18 protein-coding genes and 4 pseudogenes are annotated in these 17,012 nt (G+C 58.1%); 10 read left to right on the top strand and 12 right to left on the bottom strand.

Translation table 11 applies throughout. The features are described 5' to 3' along the window. Positions 1-97: 97 nt before the first annotated feature. From QFX16_RS29765 to QFX16_RS17380, 5 genes and pseudogenes are all read right to left on the bottom strand, one after another. Entirely contained in the window at positions 98-961 is an 864-nt protein-coding gene (locus QFX16_RS29765) for a methyl-accepting chemotaxis protein (RefSeq protein WP_425589949.1), read from the bottom strand. Continuing rightward, positions 956-1,711: pseudogene (locus tag QFX16_RS29770) on the bottom strand (MCP four helix bundle domain-containing protein); the annotation flags it as partial. The pseudogene QFX16_RS29770 and the gene QFX16_RS29765, both read right to left, overlap by 6 nt. A 164-nt stretch (positions 1,712-1,875) precedes the next feature. After that, positions 1,876-2,823, bottom strand: coding sequence for a phosphatidate cytidylyltransferase (locus QFX16_RS17370; protein ID WP_283180666.1), 948 nt, complete (start codon positions 2,821-2,823; stop codon positions 1,876-1,878). Further along, the gene (locus tag QFX16_RS17375; protein WP_140681266.1) at positions 2,820-3,419 is read right to left on the bottom strand and encodes a lysophospholipid acyltransferase family protein; all 600 of its coding nucleotides are present in this window, start codon (positions 3,417-3,419) and stop codon (positions 2,820-2,822) included. Before QFX16_RS17375 ends, QFX16_RS17370 begins: the two co-directional genes overlap by 4 nt. Beyond that, complete coding sequence (locus QFX16_RS17380) at positions 3,406-4,038, bottom strand: CDP-alcohol phosphatidyltransferase family protein (RefSeq protein ID WP_283180667.1); 633 nt, start codon at positions 4,036-4,038, stop codon at positions 3,406-3,408. Before QFX16_RS17380 ends, QFX16_RS17375 begins: the two co-directional genes overlap by 14 nt. Positions 4,039-4,273: 235 nt before the next feature. Here QFX16_RS17380 and QFX16_RS29775 point away from each other — a divergent pair. Continuing rightward, positions 4,274-4,444: pseudogene (locus tag QFX16_RS29775) on the top strand (nuclear transport factor 2 family protein); the annotation flags it as partial. A gap of 103 nt (positions 4,445-4,547) precedes the next feature. Here QFX16_RS29775 and QFX16_RS17390 read toward each other — a convergent pair. Next, complete coding sequence (locus tag QFX16_RS17390; protein WP_283180668.1) at positions 4,548-5,108, bottom strand: nucleotidyltransferase family protein; 561 nt, start codon at positions 5,106-5,108, stop codon at positions 4,548-4,550. A gap of 137 nt (positions 5,109-5,245) precedes the next feature. Between QFX16_RS17390 and QFX16_RS17395 the strand changes: the two genes are divergently transcribed. Both QFX16_RS17395 and msrA read left to right on the top strand, forming a co-directional pair. After that, positions 5,246-5,647, top strand: a complete 402-nt coding sequence (locus tag QFX16_RS17395; RefSeq protein ID WP_283180669.1) for a GFA family protein — start codon at positions 5,246-5,248, stop codon at positions 5,645-5,647. A 78-nt stretch (positions 5,648-5,725) separates the two neighbouring features. Then, positions 5,726-6,232, top strand: a complete 507-nt coding sequence (gene msrA, locus QFX16_RS17400; RefSeq protein ID WP_283180670.1) for a peptide-methionine (S)-S-oxide reductase MsrA — start codon at positions 5,726-5,728, stop codon at positions 6,230-6,232. 190 nt (positions 6,233-6,422) lie between these two features. Here msrA and QFX16_RS17405 read toward each other — a convergent pair whose 3' ends face one another. From QFX16_RS17405 to QFX16_RS17415, 3 genes are read right to left on the bottom strand one after another with little or no spacing between them, the layout of a single operon-like run. Continuing rightward, positions 6,423-7,931: a tripartite tricarboxylate transporter permease gene (locus tag QFX16_RS17405; RefSeq protein ID WP_283180671.1), complete on the bottom strand. Its 1,509-nt coding sequence runs from the start codon at positions 7,929-7,931 to the stop codon at positions 6,423-6,425. A gap of 24 nt (positions 7,932-7,955) precedes the next feature. Continuing rightward, on the bottom strand, positions 7,956-8,450 hold the full coding sequence (locus tag QFX16_RS17410; protein WP_283180672.1) for a tripartite tricarboxylate transporter TctB family protein: 495 nt from the start codon (positions 8,448-8,450) through the stop codon (positions 7,956-7,958). Further along, a complete protein-coding gene (locus QFX16_RS17415; protein ID WP_283180673.1) occupies positions 8,447-9,418 on the bottom strand; it encodes a tripartite tricarboxylate transporter substrate binding protein in 972 nt (323 codons plus the stop codon). The genes QFX16_RS17410 and QFX16_RS17415 overlap by 4 nt, the downstream gene beginning before the upstream one ends. A gap of 309 nt (positions 9,419-9,727) precedes the next feature. Between QFX16_RS17415 and QFX16_RS17420 the strand changes: the two genes are divergently transcribed. Next, positions 9,728-10,078 (top strand): DUF6152 family protein, encoded by a 351-nt coding sequence (locus QFX16_RS17420; RefSeq protein WP_283180674.1) that lies wholly within the window; start codon positions 9,728-9,730, stop codon positions 10,076-10,078. Further along, entirely contained in the window at positions 10,078-10,590 is a 513-nt protein-coding gene (locus QFX16_RS17425) for a DUF6644 family protein (RefSeq protein WP_283184591.1), read from the top strand. The genes QFX16_RS17420 and QFX16_RS17425 overlap by 1 nt, the downstream gene beginning before the upstream one ends. Before the next feature lie 3 nt (positions 10,591-10,593). On the opposite strand, the gene QFX16_RS17430 is transcribed toward QFX16_RS17425, so the two are convergent. Next, on the bottom strand, positions 10,594-11,682 hold the full coding sequence (locus QFX16_RS17430; protein ID WP_283180675.1) for a polyamine ABC transporter substrate-binding protein: 1,089 nt from the start codon (positions 11,680-11,682) through the stop codon (positions 10,594-10,596). A 51-nt stretch (positions 11,683-11,733) separates the two neighbouring features. Continuing rightward, positions 11,734-13,035: an NAD(P)/FAD-dependent oxidoreductase gene (locus QFX16_RS17435; protein ID WP_283180676.1), complete on the bottom strand. Its 1,302-nt coding sequence runs from the start codon at positions 13,033-13,035 to the stop codon at positions 11,734-11,736. 149 nt (positions 13,036-13,184) lie between these two features. Between QFX16_RS17435 and QFX16_RS17440 the strand changes: the two genes are divergently transcribed. After that, complete coding sequence (locus QFX16_RS17440) at positions 13,185-14,087, top strand: LysR substrate-binding domain-containing protein (protein ID WP_283180677.1); 903 nt, start codon at positions 13,185-13,187, stop codon at positions 14,085-14,087. 17 nt (positions 14,088-14,104) lie between these two features. On the opposite strand, the gene QFX16_RS17445 is transcribed toward QFX16_RS17440, so the two are convergent. Beyond that, on the bottom strand, positions 14,105-14,326 hold the full coding sequence (locus tag QFX16_RS17445; protein ID WP_283180678.1) for a hypothetical protein: 222 nt from the start codon (positions 14,324-14,326) through the stop codon (positions 14,105-14,107). 92 nt (positions 14,327-14,418) lie between these two features. On the opposite strand from QFX16_RS17445, the pseudogene QFX16_RS17450 reads away from it, so the two are divergent. The 4 genes and pseudogenes from QFX16_RS17450 to QFX16_RS17465 form a co-directional block, all read left to right on the top strand. Continuing rightward, positions 14,419-14,625 (top strand): annotated as a pseudogene (locus QFX16_RS17450) (alpha/beta hydrolase); the annotation flags it as partial. A 129-nt stretch (positions 14,626-14,754) separates the two neighbouring features. Then, a complete protein-coding gene (locus tag QFX16_RS17455) occupies positions 14,755-15,012 on the top strand; it encodes a DUF2790 domain-containing protein (RefSeq protein ID WP_283180679.1) in 258 nt (85 codons plus the stop codon). A gap of 80 nt (positions 15,013-15,092) precedes the next feature. After that, positions 15,093-15,439, top strand: a pseudogene (locus QFX16_RS17460) (sensor histidine kinase); the annotation flags it as partial. A 283-nt stretch (positions 15,440-15,722) separates the two neighbouring features. Further along, on the top strand, positions 15,723-16,907 hold the full coding sequence (locus tag QFX16_RS17465) for an acetyl-CoA C-acyltransferase family protein (protein WP_149629676.1): 1,185 nt from the start codon (positions 15,723-15,725) through the stop codon (positions 16,905-16,907). The last annotated feature ends 105 nt before the right edge of the window (positions 16,908-17,012 follow it).

A 17,012-nucleotide genomic window follows, 5' to 3' on the forward strand; every position in this document is an offset into this window, starting at 1 on the left:
CCGCGCACTCAGGGTTTACGACTGCTTCGTCCGAACGCGGCCCGAACCGAACGCAGCCTCGCAAGCTCGACAGCTGCTACAGGGATCGCGTTTTGGCTTAGAGTCTGAACCGATCCACCGACTGCGACAGCTTGCCCGCCAGGGTGGACAGCTCATCGGTGGTCGAGGCGGTCCGGCCGATGACCTTGCTGTTGCCTTCGGACATGCCGGCAATCATTTCGACCTGATGGGCGATTTCGTTGCTGGCCAGGCTCTGCTCACCGATGGTGCGGGTGATGTCATTGACCAGTTGCGTGGTGTTCAACGTGGCGTCGAGGATTTCGCGAATCGCGCGCTCGACGTCGGCGGTCACGGCCATGCCTTTGTCGACCTGCGCCACGCCCGCTTCCATGCTGGTCACCGCCTCGCGGGTGCTTTGCTGGATGCGTGAGACCATCGTGGCAATTTCCTGGGTGGAGGCGCTGGTGCGTCCCGCCAGGCTGCGCACTTCGTCGGCCACCACGGCAAATCCACGCCCTTGCTCACCGGCACGAGCGGCTTCGATCGCGGCGTTGAGCGCCAGCAGGTTGGTTTGATCGGCAATGCCCTTGATCACTTGGATGATGCTGAAAATCCCTTCGGACTCCTTGTCCAGCGTGCGGATCACCTGGGCCGATTGCTGCGCCGAACGCGCAATACCGTCCATGTCGTTGACCACCTGATGGATCACACGACCGCCATCCTTGGCCAGTGCCTCGGCTTGATTGGCCATGTTCAGCGCCCGCTCGGCATGCCGGGTGATCTCCTCGATGCTCGCGGTCATTTCGCTGGCGGCCGCCGCCATGGTGCTGGCCGCTACGCTTTGCTGCTGACTGCTCCCGGCCACTTCATGGCAGCCGCTACTCAATTGCTCACTCATGCCGCTCACGCCGTGGGCGTTGCTGCGCACTACTTCGATCATGCCGCGCAGGTCGCGCTGCATGGTCGCGAGGCTGCGAATCAGGGCGCTCGCTTCGTCGTTGTGAGCGGGTTCGACAATCGGTTCGCTCAGGTTGCCATGGGCGATGCTGTCGGCGATGCGGCTGGCGGTCTGCAACGGCCCCATGATGCTCAGAATCACCCAGCGGCCCTGGGCGAGCAGCAATAACAGGCTGGCGATGAGTACGCTGCCAAGGGTGAAGTTGGCGTTGCTGATGACTTTTTGAGTGCCGGCGCTGGTCTGTTGGGTGTTGGTTTCGATCAGTTCACTGAGAGCGGCCATCTGGTCTTCCAGCTGGCTGAACGCAGTATTGAAGGTGCCCAGATCTTTTTGAGCAGCCTCCGGATTTTCCAGCGCCAACCCGACGATCCGTTCGGCTGCGCTGATGTAGTTGTCGAGGCTTGGCTTGATCTTGCTCAGGCCCGCTTTAAGGGTGTCGTTGACCGGCAGCTTGAGGTTTTCACCGAGCATGTCACGAAAATGCGCCGCATGTTCCTCGATGGAACTGCGCACCTCGGCTTTGCTGCTGGTGCTTTTACCCAAGCCCACCACCATCGCGGAAAGCACGTCGGCGCGTAATGCGTCGTGCATCATGTCGGCTTCGAGGTGATTGCGCAGCACGGCCATACTGACCTCGTTTTCATTCACCGCCTCAGCCATCTGAGTGTTCCCCAGGTAACTGACCAGGCTCATGATCAACGCGGTAATCAGCCCGGTGCCAATCAGCAGAATCAAACGTAATTTTATGGACACTCTGTGGATCCTCTCTCAGCACGTTTGTCAGTGGCGTAAAGCCAACTGCGGATTGGTTTGCTGAAGAGGCTATCGGCTGGCGCAAGCCGTTATTTAAGCGAATATCCATACGCGCATGTCTTTACGACATGCGGTATGTTTTTTCGGTTTTGAGGGCGCCTGAATCAGGCAGCGGAGAAGAAGTAGCGCGTCAGGTGAAAGAAGATTGGTGCTGCGAAGCAAATCGAGTCCATCCGGTCGAGCATGCCGCCGTGGCCCTTGATCATGGTCCCCCAGTCCTTGGCGCTCAAACTGCGTTTGATCGCCGACATGACCAGCCCACCGAGAAAACCCATCACCACGATGACGAACGACATCATCAGTGACTGCCAGAAGCTGAAGGGGGTCATCCAGAACATGCAGCCGCCAATCAGTGTTGCAGACAGGCCTCCACCGACCAGTCCTTCCACCGTTTTTGATGGACTCACCAGCGGCGCTACCTTGTGTTTGCCGAAGAGCTTGCCGAACACGTACTGCAACACGTCACTCAACTGAACGACGAACACCAGGTAGAACAGCAGCAGCGCGTTTTGGCCCGTGAATCCTTCCAGATCCAAAAGCAAAAGTGCGGGCGCATGGCTGATGCAATAAATGCAGATCATCACGCCCCACTGGATCTTCGCCGTCCTTTCCAGGAAGCCGTCAGTGTCCTGGCTCAGTACCGCAATCGCCGGTAGCAGCAAGAATGAATACACCGGGATCAGCAGCGTGAACATCGAATACCAGTGCATACCGATCAGTATGTATTGCAGCGGGATCAGGATGAAGAACGCCGAAAACAGGGCGTTATGGTCACCCCGCCTGGTCGGTGTCAGGGTGATGAACTCCCTGAGCGCGAACAGTGAGATGAATCCGAACAGGACAACCGTTGCATTACCGCCCAGCAGGTAGGAAGCGAAGAAAATGATGACCATCCCCCACCAGGCATTCACGCGCTGATTGAGGTTTTCGATGGTCGAGACAGCGCCTTCCGTTTTGGCCCGCCGGGCCAGCAGTCGACCGGCGAGCGAAGCAATCGCCAGCAAGCACGCCAATCCAAAAAAGAACCACAAAAACTTTGCTTCAAGACTCATTTCGACAGCCCCACAATGGCGTTACGCGCGCGTTCCAGAAACACCTGTTTATCCTCGCCAGCAATCCTTTCCATCGGATTGCCGATACGGATCGTGCAGATGATCGGCAGAGGGACGTGTTTGCCTTTGGGCATGGAGCGATGAAGGTTTTCCAGGTAGATAGGCACCAGGTCGACATCGGGGAAGGTCTCGCTCAACCGGTAAAGACCTGATTTGAATTCCCCCGGCAGTGCCTCGGATGAGCGAGTGCCTTCAGGAAAGAAGATGATCGAATGACCCGCCTGCACCACATCGAAAATGGGCTCCAGGGCGTTTTTACCGGGCGCCGGTTTACGGTCAATCAGCACGGCGTTGAGCCCTTTCTGCGAGATGTACGACAGAAACCGGTTCTTTCCCCAGTAATCGGCAGCGGCGATCGGCTTCACATTTAACCTGGCCTCGGGCGGCAGGGCTGCAATGATGGCCAAGGTGTCCATGTGACTGGTGTGATTGGCGAAATAGATTCGCTGACGCGAGAGATCCGGCGGACTCTCCCACCTGGCCGTGACGCCAATAACCAGTCGAAGAACAGAAATCAACGCATTACTGATCCACATGGTCGGCCCCTTTCAGCTGCCTGGCGATCGCCAGCGTTCGCGTGACGCAGGTTGCGACTGAGCCAATGGCGATGACAGCCAGCGCGATCAACAGTACGTAGTGAGTGCCATAAACGCTGGCTTCGACGGCATTCAGCAGCAGTCCTGCGGTCATCACGGCCATTCGATGCTGCTTGGCCATAGGGCCGATGAAGGTCTGCTTGAGGCCAATCGAGCCGCCGAACACCCTGACATAAGCAGTCAGTGCCGCCGCCAGGGCAGCAAACCATCCGAGGTCGGATTGGCCAATGGCATACCCCAACCCTACGATCAGCAGGCTGTCGGCAATCCGGTCCGGGAATTCGTTGTAGAGACTGCCGATATCGGACTTCTTGCCGCCCTCAATCGCCACCATCCCATCGAAGAGATTGCACAGCAGGCGCAACTGAATGCCGATCGCGCAGCAGATCGAGCCAATGACACCGCTATCAATATTGAGCGCCACGACGCCGGCAAGCGCGAAGGCGATGCTGGCGACGGAAATCTGATTGGGGGAAATGTCTCTTTTCACCAGAATGTCGGTGATGCGTTTTGCCCAGCCCGCAGAGCGCGTCTTGATGGGCCTTCTGTTGTCATCCACTAGCCAATATCCCTATAAATGATGAGTTACTACGTGTTGCATTGTAATGGCGAGTCGCGCTGACTACACCCAGCAATATGAAGACTTTGCTAACGAACCCTGCTCGCCCAGGACAAAAGTTTTCACCTTCATTTTTCGGGACGTCGTTCTGACCTTAAACCTCGAGACAAGCCCTCAACGCAAGTTCGTTTTTTCTCGGCCGCAGAACATTGCCGAACTGAAAGCGCTGACCGCCGAGAACCTGACCATCACCGTATCGGGTGACGTAGCGTTGGTCCTTCATCACTTCTCGGCACAAGCGCTCAAAGGCACCGAAGTGGTTCCGACCGAAATCGAGAACTTCCAGATTTGGCAAAAACAGAAAGGCCACGGGTTGCTGGTAGGCCGACAAGCGTTCAAGTTCTGATTTTCGTAACGAAGGGGACATCGGTCAGCCAGGCTGCGGTGTCCCTACCCTCCCCTTTTACCTACCGTTGATCCGCGAGTGCGCGGCGGAAAAGTCTGTCGATTCAAACTGCGACCACTTGTAGAAAAGGCCAGCGAGCCTTATAACTCCGGGCCTTCTGATCGAACAGATCGGGCTGATGATTCACCGGATTAATCCGTAAAAGCCCTTCTTCGACATCGTTCAAACCGTAAGGCGCATACACCTCGCCGGTCACCACATCCAGACCGATACACGTCCCCGCAATCAGATACCGATCGATGCCATCCTTTGTCGACTGAAGCTTGGGATAAGCCCTGCCAAATCGCTGACCGTACCAAAGGTGAACCCGTGCCTGGTTCTTGATTTCGATGTTTACGTCGAGGTCGTGAAAGAGTTTCCGGGCGGCGATGATGACTTCATTCTCGGCCTCCCACGACACGTCTTTATCAAAGTAGAAAACGTCGTAATCCTTGATGCCCCAAGCGGCGGGAAGCCCGGCTTGATGATTCCAGACCGCCTGAAAAAGGCAGCCCGCCGTCAACAGGCATTGGTTCAGGCCGAGTGAAGGTAAGCGTCGGGCAATCTCGGCGTTTGCCGGATTGGCCATCGCGATCTCAATCAACGTTTCAGCGGTTAACGTCATGCTCTCTCCATGGGATGCGTCAAATCCTGGGGGCTGACGATACCTTAAAACCGCCTGACGAAAGACCGGACAACTGGGTTTCACTCCACTCGGCAGACCGCTACAGTGGCGCGACCGATACCTGAGAAACGATGAACATGGATGCACTTCACCAAGGAAGTTGCCTGTGCGGCGCAGTGAAATATCGAGTGGCCGCCGAGCTGAAAGCGGTTACCCATTGCCATTGCAGCCAATGTCGCAAGGGCCACGGGGCAGCATTCGCGACGTATGCAAGCGCCCTCAGGTCGGCGATTACGATCGTTGCGGGGGGCGAGACGCTCAAAACCTTTCACTCATCTGAAGGCGTCGCACGACAGTTCTGTGGCGAGTGCGGCTCTTCGCTGTTCTGGTCTGATTCCAAAGGTGAGTATTCGGATTGGATGTCCTTGGCGATAGGCACGCTGGATACCCCGTTCCTGAGTGAAAAACAGAAACACGTGTGTGTTGCATCGAAAGCGCCGTGGTACGCAATCGAGGATCAGTGGCCACGGACGGAGTGAGCGCTTTCGGCCAAGAAGCGGAACCACATGATGTACATTGATACCTGATCCCAAATTCACTGATGGGAGGGACCGTATATGACGACGCGAACTGAAACTGCCATCCTGGCCGGTGGCTGCTTCTGGGGCATGCAGGATTTGCTGAGACGTTACCCCGGCGTGCTGTCCACGCGGGTAGGCTACTCGGGCGGCGATGTGCCCAATGCGACTTACCGCACCCATGGCACGCATGCGGAAGCGATCGAGATCGTGTTCGATCCGGACCAGATCAGCTATCGCCAGATCCTCGAGTTTTTCTTCCAGATCCACGACCCGACAACGAAGAATCGTCAGGGCAACGATGTGGGTATGAGCTACCGTTCTGCACTCTTCTATCTCAACGATGAACAGAAGCAGGTGGCCGAGGACACGGTGGCCGACGCTGATGCATCTGGCTTGTGGCCCGACAAGGTCGTGACTGAAATCGTGCCCGCAGGCCCGTTCTGGGAAGCAGAGCCGGAACATCAGGACTACCTCGAACACTATCCCAACGGCTACACGTGCCATTTCATTCGGCCAGACTGGAAACTGCCTAAACGAGGGTGATGGTCAGGCCAAAAATGGTCCCGCCGGCAGCTGTCGGCGAGACCGAGTCCGTGTGCTGCACGCCGAATAACCATGCTCCTACGCCGGAAAAGCCCCGCCCTTCCCTGCCACCACATACAGGTGGTCGGAAGATTTGCCTTTTTCCTCCAGGCGCGCCTCAATGCCCGGCAGGCTACGCTGGCCAATTCGCTCAATCGTCCTCATGCAACTTGATACCGCGGGCGTGAAGCAGATGCGGGATCACCAGCACCAGCAGCGTTAGCGCGAGGAACGCGGCCGATATCGGTTGCGTCACAAACACCAGCCAGTCTCCCTCGCTGATGGACAACGCATTGCGCAGCTGCTTTTCAGCCATCGGCCCGAGCAGCATGCCGACGATCACGGGGGCGACGGGAAAATCGAAACGACGCATCAGCACCCCACCCCAACCGATCGCCAACATCAGAAAAAGGTCGAAGGAAGAATGGCGCATGCCGTACACGCCGATGGTGGCAAACACCAGAATGCCGGCGTTCAGGTACGGCCGGGGAATCTGCAGGAGCTTGACCCAAAGGCCCACCAACGGGAGGTTCAACACTAACAGGATCACGTTGCCGATATACAGCGAGGCCACCAGGGTCCAGACCAGTTCCCCCGACGTCTGGAAGAGCATCGGCCCCGGTTGCAGGTTGTAGTTCTGGAACGCGGCCAACAGAATCGCCGCAGTGGCGGACGTCGGGATGCCGAGCGTCAGCAGTGGCACCAAAGAACCCGTCGCGCTCGCGTTGTTGGCCGCCTCGGGACCGGCAACGCCCTCGATCGCCCCCTCGCCCTTGTTGCCTGCAAACTCTTTCGGGTACTTGCTCAGTTTGCGTTCCGCCGAATAGGACAGGAACGTCGGAATTTCAGCGCCACCGGCCGGAATCGACCCGAATGGAAAACCGATCAACGTGCCCCGTAGCCAGGCGGGGACCGAGCGTTTCCAGTCAGAGCGCGTCATCCACAACGAGGTCAAACGGTGCCGACCGGACGCTTCTTCTTTTTGATAAAGCAGGCTGTACAAGGCTTCACCCACTGCAAACAAACCGACCGCCACGAGCACGACTTCGATGCCATCAACCAACTCCGGCACCGCCAAGGTGTAGCGGGCAATGCCCGAGGTCGAGTCCAGGCCGATCAAGCCGATGGTCAGTCCAATCCCGAGCGAGACAAAACCACGCAGCATCGAAGCACCGAGTACCGCAGACACCGTCGTGAAGGACAACACCAGAATCGCGAAATACTCGGCAGGACCAAACTTGAGCGCCAGCGTGGCAACAATAGGGGCAAATAACGTCAGGAACACCGTCGCGATAGTGCCGGCAACAAATGACCCTATCGCGGCCGTTGCCAGGGCCGGTCCTGCCCGGCCGTTGCGCGCCATGAGATTGCCTTCCAGGGCCGTGACCATGGAGGACGATTCGCCGGGCGTATTGAGCAGGATAGAGGTGGTCGAGCCGCCGAACTGCGCGCCGTAATAGATGCCGGCGAACATGATCAAGGCGCCCGTAGGATCGACCTTGGCGGTAATCGGCAGCAACAACGCCACCGTCAGCGCCGGCCCAATACCCGGCAAGACACCAATGGCGGTGCCGAGCAAACAGCCGATAAAGCCCCACATCAAATTGATCGGTGTCAGCGCAGCAGAAAAACCAATGGCCAAGTTCGCAAGAGTTTCCACCTTGATTACCTCCTTCAGCCCGGGTCAGATCCAGGCGTTGACAAGGGGCGGCAGGGAAACCCCTAGCCCGGCGTTGAACAGCCAGTAAATCGGCAGGGTCAAGGCAATGCCGATGGCGAGGTCCTTCACCGGACGACGACTGCCAAACCCCCGCGCCGAACAGGCAAACAGCAGCCCGGCGGCCAATACGAACCCGATGAGGTTAATCAGCATGGCCACCCCCACAAGTCCCGCCGTCACCCAGGCTGCGCCGGATTTGCCGCCGGGCAGCGCTTGGGCGGCTTCGTCGCTGTGGTCTGCCAACTCGCGAAAACCACCGGTGACGGCCTGATAACACAGCAACAGACCGACAACGCCCAGGAACACCGCGACGGCGTACGGATAGACGTGGGCTCCCAGGATGACGAAGCCCATCTCGGGAGGAAAGCGGAATGCGCCCACCGCCAACACGGCGCTGATGGCAATCACTCCGGCGCCGATCGCCAGTTGTACCGGCACGATTGCGCGAGACTGAGTCATTTCGAAACCAGCCCGACCTCGACCAGCATTGCACGCAGCCGCACATGCTCTTCGTCGACGAATTTGCCGAACTCATCGCCGGTCAGGACGTTGGGTGCCCATTTGTTGGTGTCGATATTGTCTTTCCAGACCTTGCTGTTGGCGGCAGCCACGACGGCGTCGATCACTGCTTTGCGCTGCTCGGGCGTGAGGTTCGCGGCACCGTAAACACCGCGCCAATTGCCGATGGTCACGTCGTAGCCTTTCTCCTTGAGGGTCGGGGCATCGATGCCTTCAATGCGTTCTGGCGCGCCGATGGCAAGTACTCGGAACTGGCCGTTCCTGATGTATTGGCCAAGCTCGGCATAACCACCGGTGATCACCTTGATCTGCCCGCCCAATGCTTGAGCAACGACTTCACCCCCACCCGCGAAGGCGACGTAATTCACCTTGTTGACCGGCACACCCATTTTTGCGGCCAATTCGGCAATGCCGATGTGATCGATCGACCCCTTGGAGCCACCGCCCCAAGAAATACTGGTCGGCTTGTCTTTGAAGACTTTCAGCAAGTCCTCCAGGGTTTTGAATTCAGACTCCTTGCGGACGGCAATCACGTTGTATTCGGTAAACAGCCGAGCAATCGGCGTTACGTCCTTCAAGGTGATTTGCGGTTTGTTTTGTTCAATGGCAGTGACCATGATCGCACCGACAACCAGCAGCGCATTCGGATCACCCTTGGTGCTGTTGGCGAACTGCGCCAGCCCCAATGTCCCCCCTGCTCCGCCCTTGTTCTCGAAGGTGGTGGATTTGGCCGTGTTGGCCTCGATTAAAGCTTTGCCCAGAACCCTGGCGGTCTGGTCATAGCCGCCACCCACAGAACCCGGGGCCATGAACTTGACGGTGTCCAGCGCAAAGGCCGGTGTCGCGAGTGCAGCAGCGGTAACGGCCGTTGCGATGCAGCGGCTGAATCGACGGAACAAGGCGGACATAAGTTGTCTCCCGATTGCATTGTTTTTATAGGTGCCGGGTGAACGCCGAGCAGGGCGAACAAACCCTGCTCAATGAACACTGGCCTGCGGATAAGCGTAGGCCATGGTTAGGGAGACAGCATTTAACCAATTCGCTATCGTCACTCGCCTATGAACCGGCCAAGCAAGCTATTGATGTTCAAACTTCTACTTCTTCAGAAACATTTGCTCGGCGTAGCGTTGAAAAATGTCGGACTATTCTAAAAACCCTCTGCGGTGAAAACTCGCCAGGACTCACGTAGATCAATGATCTGCAACAGGAGACTTGTCATGAACGGCATGCTCGGCAGCATTGGATTGTCACTGTTACTGGCTGCAACGGCGGCGTTCGCGCATCACGGCTGGAGTGAATACGACTCCAGCACCCCCCTGCAGTTGAACGGCACGATAGAAGAATCCGGTTACTCCCATCCACACGGCTTCGTGCGTCTCAAAACACAAGACAAAACCTGGAACGTCGTCCTGGCACCACCCTCGCGCATGGAGAACCGCGGCCTTTCCCGGGACATGCTGAGTGTGGGGAACACGGCCAGCGTGGTCGGCTATCAGAATCGAAACAAACCCGATGAAATGCGCGCCGAACGCATCACGGTCGGCGGCAAAACCACAGAGTTGAGATGATGCAGGCCATCGATACCAGCGCTGGTTCGGGTCCGGACAGCTGGCTGGACTGGGTGGGTGACTCGCAGCTTGGCGCGGCCATGCGGGGCGACCTGTGGTTGTATCCGATGGTCGAGGTGGTTCACATCATTGGATTTGCGGTGCTTGTCGGCTCTGTGGTGATGTTCGATCTACGGGTGCTCGGGCTGTCGAAAGAGATTGCGGTAACAGCCCTGGCTCGCCACCTCCTGACCTGGTCCATCCTGGCCCTGCTGTTGATCGTGCCCGCCGGGCTGATGATGTTTTCAGCCCATCCCCATGACTTCGCCTCGAATGACATTTTCATCTTGAAGCTATGCCTGATCGCCACTGCCGGGCTCAACGCTGCTCTTTTCCACGTCGGGGTATACCGCTCGGTCACCCAGTGGAACACGGGCACTGCGGCGCCTGGAATCGCAAAAATCCAGGCGCTGCTTTCGATTGGGTTATGGGTCAGCGTGGTGATGTGCGGTCGGCTATTGGCGTACACCTGATCATCAGGTATTGGTTTTCAACTTGGTCCACAGGCGAGTAGTCAACCGTGCGATGGCAGCGGGAAGTTCCTCTACGGTAAACAGCTTGTCCAGCACACGTGTCGGCGGGTAAATCGCCAGGTCCTGCTTCACAGCCGGAACAACATATTCATCCGCCGCAAGGTTGGGGTTGGCGTAATGGATGCTGTTGCTGATGTTGGCAATGACCTGCGGTGTCAGCAGGTAGTTCATGTAGGCGTAGCCATTCTTCTCGTGCGGCGCGCTCTTTGGCATGACCACCATGTCGAACCACAGGGTGGAACCTTCGTCAGGGATCGAATAGGCGATTTCAATGCCGTTGTTGGCTTCCTTGGCGCTGGCGGCCGCCTGCACGATGTCGCCATTGAAACCGATCACCGCGCAGACATTGCCGTTCGCCAGGTCGCTGATGTACTTGGAGGCGTGGAAATACTGGACGTAAGGTCTGATTTTGAGCAGCGCCTGCTCGGCTTTCTTGTAATCCGCCGGCTCGTGACTATGGGACGGCAACCCCAGGTAATTCAGGGTGATCGGCAGGATCTGCGTAGGGTTATCGATAATCGCCACGCCGCACTGGCTCAGCTTTTTAATGTTGTTCTCATCAAAAAACAGATTCCAGGAATGGGTGACATCGGTGCTGCCGAAGATCGCCTTGATCTTCTCGACGTTGTAGCCAATACCCGCCGTGCCCCACATGTACGGATAGCCGTATTGATTACCCGGATCATTGACCTCGAGTTTTTTCATCAGTGCCGGGTCAAGGTTTTTCCAGTTGGGTAACTGGCTTTTGTCGAGTTTCTGAACCGCCCCGGCTTTGATCAATCGGGACAGAAAATGGTTCGAAGGGCTCACCACGTCATAGCCGGTGTTGCCGGTCATCAGCTTGGATTCCAGCACTTCGTTACTGTCGTGAATGTCGTACGTTGCCTTGATCCCCGTTTCCTTGGTGAACGTGGTCAAGGTGTCGTCGGCGATGTAGCCGTTCCAGTTTGAAATATTGACGACTTCGTCAGCGTAAGTGGCTGCTGACAACGTCGACAGCACGACCATCAGGGAAATGTTGTTGACGCGCATGTTCAATCACCGTGTGTTTGATGAGTTTTTATTGTTTGATCGCCGGGTGTTCTAGATTTCTGTTTTGGCCCTGACCGCCTCCACGCGCATTCGAAGCATGGCACCGATATCGAGCAAGGGGCGCGGCGGCAGCCAGCCCGGCGCGGCTCTGCGCATCACTGATTCGAGGATGGGCGAGCTGTCACCCGACGCCAGTTCGGCGAGCAAGCGTCCCCAAAGGGTGCCGCGTGCGACGCCCGAACCATTGCAGCCGGCCACCGCAAACACACCCTCGTCGACCTTGGCGAAATACGGTTGCCCGGTGCGTGAAGCGCTCAAGTGTCCGGTCCAGGTGTATTGAATGTCCTGCTCGCTCAGGAACGGGAAGCGTCGTTGCAAGCCGAGCACATGGTGTTTGCGACGGTACAAAAGCTCACTGTCGGATAAATCCCGAGATCGGTATTCCGCCGTATTGCGGATCATCACGCGGCGGTCCGGGGTCAGTCGCACCGTGGCGCCCAGTGGCCGGGTGGACAGCACGCCCCAAGGCTCAACCGCGCCGATGGACTTGAACTCGGCGTCGCTGAGTGGTCGCGTGAGGCTGGCGCTGAGTTCCATCGGGAACGTCCCGCTGTCTTCTATTCCGGAGCGCGGGATGAACGCGTTCAGGCACACCAGGACTTGCCTGGCTTCGATGCTTCCATCGGTGCCATTGGCACGAATACGCCCTTTGCCCAAACGCTCCAGACCCGTGATATCGGTGTTCTCAAACAGGGTCACCGTGTCCGGCAGCGTATCCAGCAGGCCCTTCACGTATTTCGCGGGTTGCAGCAGTGCGTTGCCATTGCCGCACCAGATCGCGGCCTGGTAATGCGCGGTGCCCAGTTTTTTGCTCAGCGGTTCACCTTCCAGAAAGTGCGCAGAGGCGCCGACAGCGCGTAGCGTTGCCAGTTTGGCCGCGACATCGGTCAACTTGGCGGGATCGTTGACGGCGAAGTAGTAGCCCGATTCCCTGAATTCACATTCGATGCCCAGACGAGCAATGCGCTGGCGCACTTCGTCACTGGCAGCACGGGAAATCGAGGTATCGACTTCAAAACCGGCAAATCCCGGGTTGCCGATCAGCTCATCCTTGGCCGGATGTTCGTGACCCACCACGAAACCTGAATTGCGCGCCGAGGCGCCCTGTGCGGCCCGTTGTCTGTCGACAATCACGATGCGCGCCTGAGGGTGCATTTCAGCGAGTGTGTGAGCGGCGCACAGGCCGGTGATACCGGCACCGACAATCAGCCAATCGGCTTTTTGCGTGCCTTTGAGAGCATCGCGAGCGGGTGAACTCCCCGCTTGCGCAATCCAGCCACATACATTGGTCATGCATCACCTCATCTGCCTGTCGTTCTGCAAGCACCGCACATGACGTCATCGCATGAGTATTTCCGGCTGGTGCTGGCTAGAGCTAGAATCTATAAGGCCTGTAGTGATACAACCAACGTTATAAAATCATCGAGCTATTCAAAAAACGCATGGATAAAATTCACCACGTTCCTTCTCTCCAGGCCTTGCAGGCGCTGGTCGAGGTCGCAGGCTCGGGCAGCTTCACGCACGCGGCGCAAAAGCTGTGCCTGACCCAAAGCGCAGTGAGCCGAAAAATCCAGCAGTTGGAGAGCCACTTCGACTTGCCGATGTTCGTGAGGAATAACCGCAGTGTTCGGCTGACACCGGAAGGCGAACAGGTGCTTGCGACCGCCCGAAGTATCCTGGCGCAACTGAAAACCCTTGAAGATCGGCTGACACCGCAAAAACGACCCTTTCGCATACGCATGCATGTGTCGCTGGCGGTTCGATGGTTGCTGCCAAAGTTGAGCGAGTTCTATCGAAGTCATCCGCAGGTTTCGCTGTCGATCGAAACCGTGGCCACGGAAGTGGTGGAGCCGGCCATCGACAGCGACGCCTACATCCTCTATCTGCCAGAGCCTTCCCGCGATCCTGACTGCCTGACGTTGTTCGAGGAGGCGCTGGTGCCGGTGTGCGCCCCAGGCCTGGGTAGCACGACCCAACCGTTGGAGTCGGTGGCCGATCTCGTGCGTTTCCCGCTGTTGCATCGCTCGGCGGACAAGCATGACTGGTTCCGGTGGCTGCAAGCCAATGGCGGCCAGTCACTTGAGGACTACCGCCATATCCCCTTCAACCTCGACGAGTTGGCGCTCGATGCGGCGGCGCGAGGGCTGGGGGTCGCCATGACTGACCTGACACTGGCAGGAGAATCCCTCGAACGAGGCGTGCTCGTCGTTCCGTTCGGCCACCCCTTGAAGACCCGCGGCATTTACGCCTTGAACCTGCAACCTTCCGCCGCCGCTCATCCAGCCTGTTCGCTGATCATGCAATGGTTTGCCCAACAGGCCGAACAGCCAGCAGGCGAAGTTTGACCACCCGGGATTGACCACTACGTTCCGCGCCCCAACCCTTCTCTCGCATTGGCAAACGCAGCGCTCGCCTCTTGAACCAGCTTGCGCCATTCAACGCTGTTGATGAGTCCGGTGCGTTCCATCTCATCGGCAGCCTTGAGCAACTCGTCATATTGCTCTTCAGCATCCATCCGGATTTCGGGCACTTTCAGGAGCTGATACCAGGCCGCCAGGGCTTCGCTCTTTTGATCATCACTCATGCTCAAACTCCCAAATACAGTCTTCATTTGGAAGTTTTCTTATGGGTGGCGTTCCTCGCTCCCGACATACGGCAGTCAGGCATGAAGACAGTCGCACCACCGCCGCTGCCTGGCACACCAAGCCGTCCTGGTACGCAGTCTCCAGCCTCGATCAGACCATCAACCCAGACCTGGAACGCTTCCTCGCCAAACGCAAGAACGCGACCACCATCGAGCTGCCGTCGAGCCATCTGTCTTTGGTCTCCCACTCCAAAGAAATCGTTGACCTGATCCTCGAAGCCGCTGGTCGCCAATCGTAACGTCGGCGCCGTTTCGTTACAAAATTGTCATTCAACTGTGGGTCGGTTGTGCGGATCGCCTGGTTAACCTGAATTCACTGTCAGGCAACCCATCGGCAGCCAACCCGCCCCTGAACAGAGGGAATCATCATGAAAATGTTAGTCCTCGGTTTTGCTGCTCTCCTCGCCACCGGTTCGGCGTTTGCCGCTACCCAGACCGCCGAACCTGTCATCCACGACAAGACCGGTTTCTTCGTCCACCTGGATATTGCCAAAGACCTGTCCAGCAATATCATCACGCAAGAATGCGGCATCGTCCCCGCGCAGCTGATTTACCTCGACCATCAGGGTCGCAAGCACGTGCTGGATTACCAGGTCCAGGGCATGGGTTGCATTGGTGACAATTGAGCAGACGCCTGTACTCACAAAGGATCGGGCTACACTGGCGCCACTGGCTGACCTCTGTAGCCCGCCGCCGCGACAGGTATATCTGGGCCGAACCGATGTTGCTGCGCCGCGCCCTGGCCAACCTTTGCGCCAACGCGATCAAATACGGCGCGCCTGACTCCGAACTGCTCATCCGCGCCACACCCGCGGCCGACGGCATCCGCCTGCAAGTGCGCAACCGCGGCCAGACCATTGCCGCCGAACACTTGCCCCGACTGTTCGAGCGCTTCTACCGCGTCGACGAATCCCGCGAACGCCGGCGCACTCCAACGGCCTGGGCCTGTCGATCGTGGCGACGATCATGCAGCTGCACAATGGGGCTTACAGCGTTAGCAGTGCTGACGGCATCACCTGCTTCGAGCTGTTTTCCGGCGCGGCAATTGGATGAATGAGGTCCCGACGGCATTCCCACGCGGACGGTTCGACGCCTCGACGTGGGAACGATCAAGCCCGGACGTGTACCGCGGACGTGTACCGGGCTTTTTTATTTTCTTTTCTGCGCTTTTGACCGGATCAGACGAATCAAAAAGCGACTTCAACTGAACTGGCCAAAAACGCCACCCCCCTTGAGCAGTTTTGGCATAGGCCAACATCATCGCTGTGTCTAGACTCACCCCCATATAACAGTGCGAAAGCACACTTGAGTCCAGGACTGTTCCAGGGGAACCCGCATGAACCCATCCGACATTTTTGTTATCAGCGCCGTCCGCTCGGCCATCGGCAGCTTTGGCGGTTCGCTCAAAGATGTGCCACCTATCCAACTGGCCACTGACGTTTGCCGCGCCGCCATTGAACGTTCGGGGCTGGCGCCTGAACACATCGGTCACGTGGTGATGGGGCATGTGATCCCGACGGAAGCACGTGACGCCTACATCTCTCGTGCCGTGGCGATGAATGCCGGCCTGCCGAAAGAGACGCCCGCCTTCAACGTCAACCGCCTCTGCGGTTCTGGTTTGCAGGCCATTGTCAGCGCAGCACAAAGTTTGATGTTGGGAGACGCAGGCGCTGCGCTGGCGGGTGGCGTCGAGTCCATGAGCCGCGGGGCCTATCTGTTGCCGCAGGCGCGCTGGGGCGCACGCATGGGTGATATGCAAGCCATCGACTACGTGCTCGGCGCTCTGCAAGACCCGTTTGGCGGTTTCCACATGGGCATTACTGCGGAAAACATCGCCGAGCGCTATGGCATCACTCGTCAGGCTCAGGATGAGTTGGCGCTGCTCAGCCAGCAACGGGCGGCCCGGGCGATTGCTGAAGGGCGGTTTACCGACCAGATCGTGCCGATCGAAGTGGCGTCCCGCAAAGGTACCGTGACGTTTGCGACGGACGAGCATGTCCGCGCCGAGGTTAATGCCGAGCAATTGGGCAAGATGAAACCAGCCTTCAAAAAAGACGGCAGCGTCACCGCCGGCAACGCGTCGGGCCTCAATGATGGTGCCGGAGCACTGATCATGGCCACGGGGCAGATGGTTCTCGACCAAGGCCTCAAGCCCATCGCACGACTGGTCGGTTATGCCCATGCCGGTGTGGAACCAGAGCTGATGGGGTTGGGACCGATCCCCGCCACCCGCCTGGTCCTCAAACGCGCCGGCTTGACCGTTGCCGACCTGGATGTCATTGAGTCCAACGAAGCATTCGCGGCCCAAGCGTGTGCCGTGGCGCAAGAACTGGGCTTCGACCCGGAGAAGGTCAACCCGAACGGTTCGGGGATTTCTCTGGGCCACCCGGTGGGTGCGACCGGTGCGATTATCGCCACCAAGGCAATTCACGAACTGCACCGTGTTCAGGGTCGTTATGCCCTGGCAACCATGTGCATCGGCGGCGGCCAAGGCATCGCCGTGTTGTTCGAACGCGTCTGATCGGCCCAAACGAAGACGGTGCCCATTGTGGACGCCGTCTCGTTTTACCGCGATGGAATCTGTGCGAAATGCACTCCGATTTCAGCTCGGTGTAAGTCTCGATCA

The organism is Pseudomonas svalbardensis (assembly GCF_030053115.1).
GTDB lineage: Bacteria > Pseudomonadota > Gammaproteobacteria > Pseudomonadales > Pseudomonadaceae > Aquipseudomonas > Aquipseudomonas svalbardensis.

Coding starts and splice junctions, on each gene's coding strand:
- QFX16_RS29765 (WP_425589949.1), bottom strand. CDS start 961: ATGCAGCGCGACCTGCGCGGCATGATCGAAGTAGTGCGCAGCAACGCC.
- QFX16_RS17370 (WP_283180666.1), bottom strand. CDS start 2,823: ATGAGTCTTGAAGCAAAGTTTTTGTGGTTCTTTTTTGGATTGGCGTGC.
- QFX16_RS17375 (WP_140681266.1), bottom strand. CDS start 3,419: ATGTGGATCAGTAATGCGTTGATTTCTGTTCTTCGACTGGTTATTGGC.
- QFX16_RS17390 (WP_283180668.1), bottom strand. CDS start 5,108: ATGACGTTAACCGCTGAAACGTTGATTGAGATCGCGATGGCCAATCCG.
- QFX16_RS17395 (WP_283180669.1), top strand. CDS start 5,246: ATGGATGCACTTCACCAAGGAAGTTGCCTGTGCGGCGCAGTGAAATAT.
- msrA (WP_283180670.1), top strand. CDS start 5,726: ATGACGACGCGAACTGAAACTGCCATCCTGGCCGGTGGCTGCTTCTGG.
- QFX16_RS17410 (WP_283180672.1), bottom strand. CDS start 8,450: ATGACTCAGTCTCGCGCAATCGTGCCGGTACAACTGGCGATCGGCGCC.
- QFX16_RS17415 (WP_283180673.1), bottom strand. CDS start 9,418: ATGTCCGCCTTGTTCCGTCGATTCAGCCGCTGCATCGCAACGGCCGTT.
- QFX16_RS17420 (WP_283180674.1), top strand. CDS start 9,728: ATGAACGGCATGCTCGGCAGCATTGGATTGTCACTGTTACTGGCTGCA.
- QFX16_RS17425 (WP_283184591.1), top strand. CDS start 10,078: ATGCAGGCCATCGATACCAGCGCTGGTTCGGGTCCGGACAGCTGGCTG.
- QFX16_RS17430 (WP_283180675.1), bottom strand. CDS start 11,682: ATGCGCGTCAACAACATTTCCCTGATGGTCGTGCTGTCGACGTTGTCA.
- QFX16_RS17435 (WP_283180676.1), bottom strand. CDS start 13,035: ATGACCAATGTATGTGGCTGGATTGCGCAAGCGGGGAGTTCACCCGCT.
- QFX16_RS17440 (WP_283180677.1), top strand. CDS start 13,185: ATGGATAAAATTCACCACGTTCCTTCTCTCCAGGCCTTGCAGGCGCTG.
- QFX16_RS17445 (WP_283180678.1), bottom strand. CDS start 14,326: ATGAGTGATGATCAAAAGAGCGAAGCCCTGGCGGCCTGGTATCAGCTC.
- QFX16_RS17455 (WP_283180679.1), top strand. CDS start 14,755: ATGAAAATGTTAGTCCTCGGTTTTGCTGCTCTCCTCGCCACCGGTTCG.
- QFX16_RS17465 (WP_149629676.1), top strand. CDS start 15,723: ATGAACCCATCCGACATTTTTGTTATCAGCGCCGTCCGCTCGGCCATC.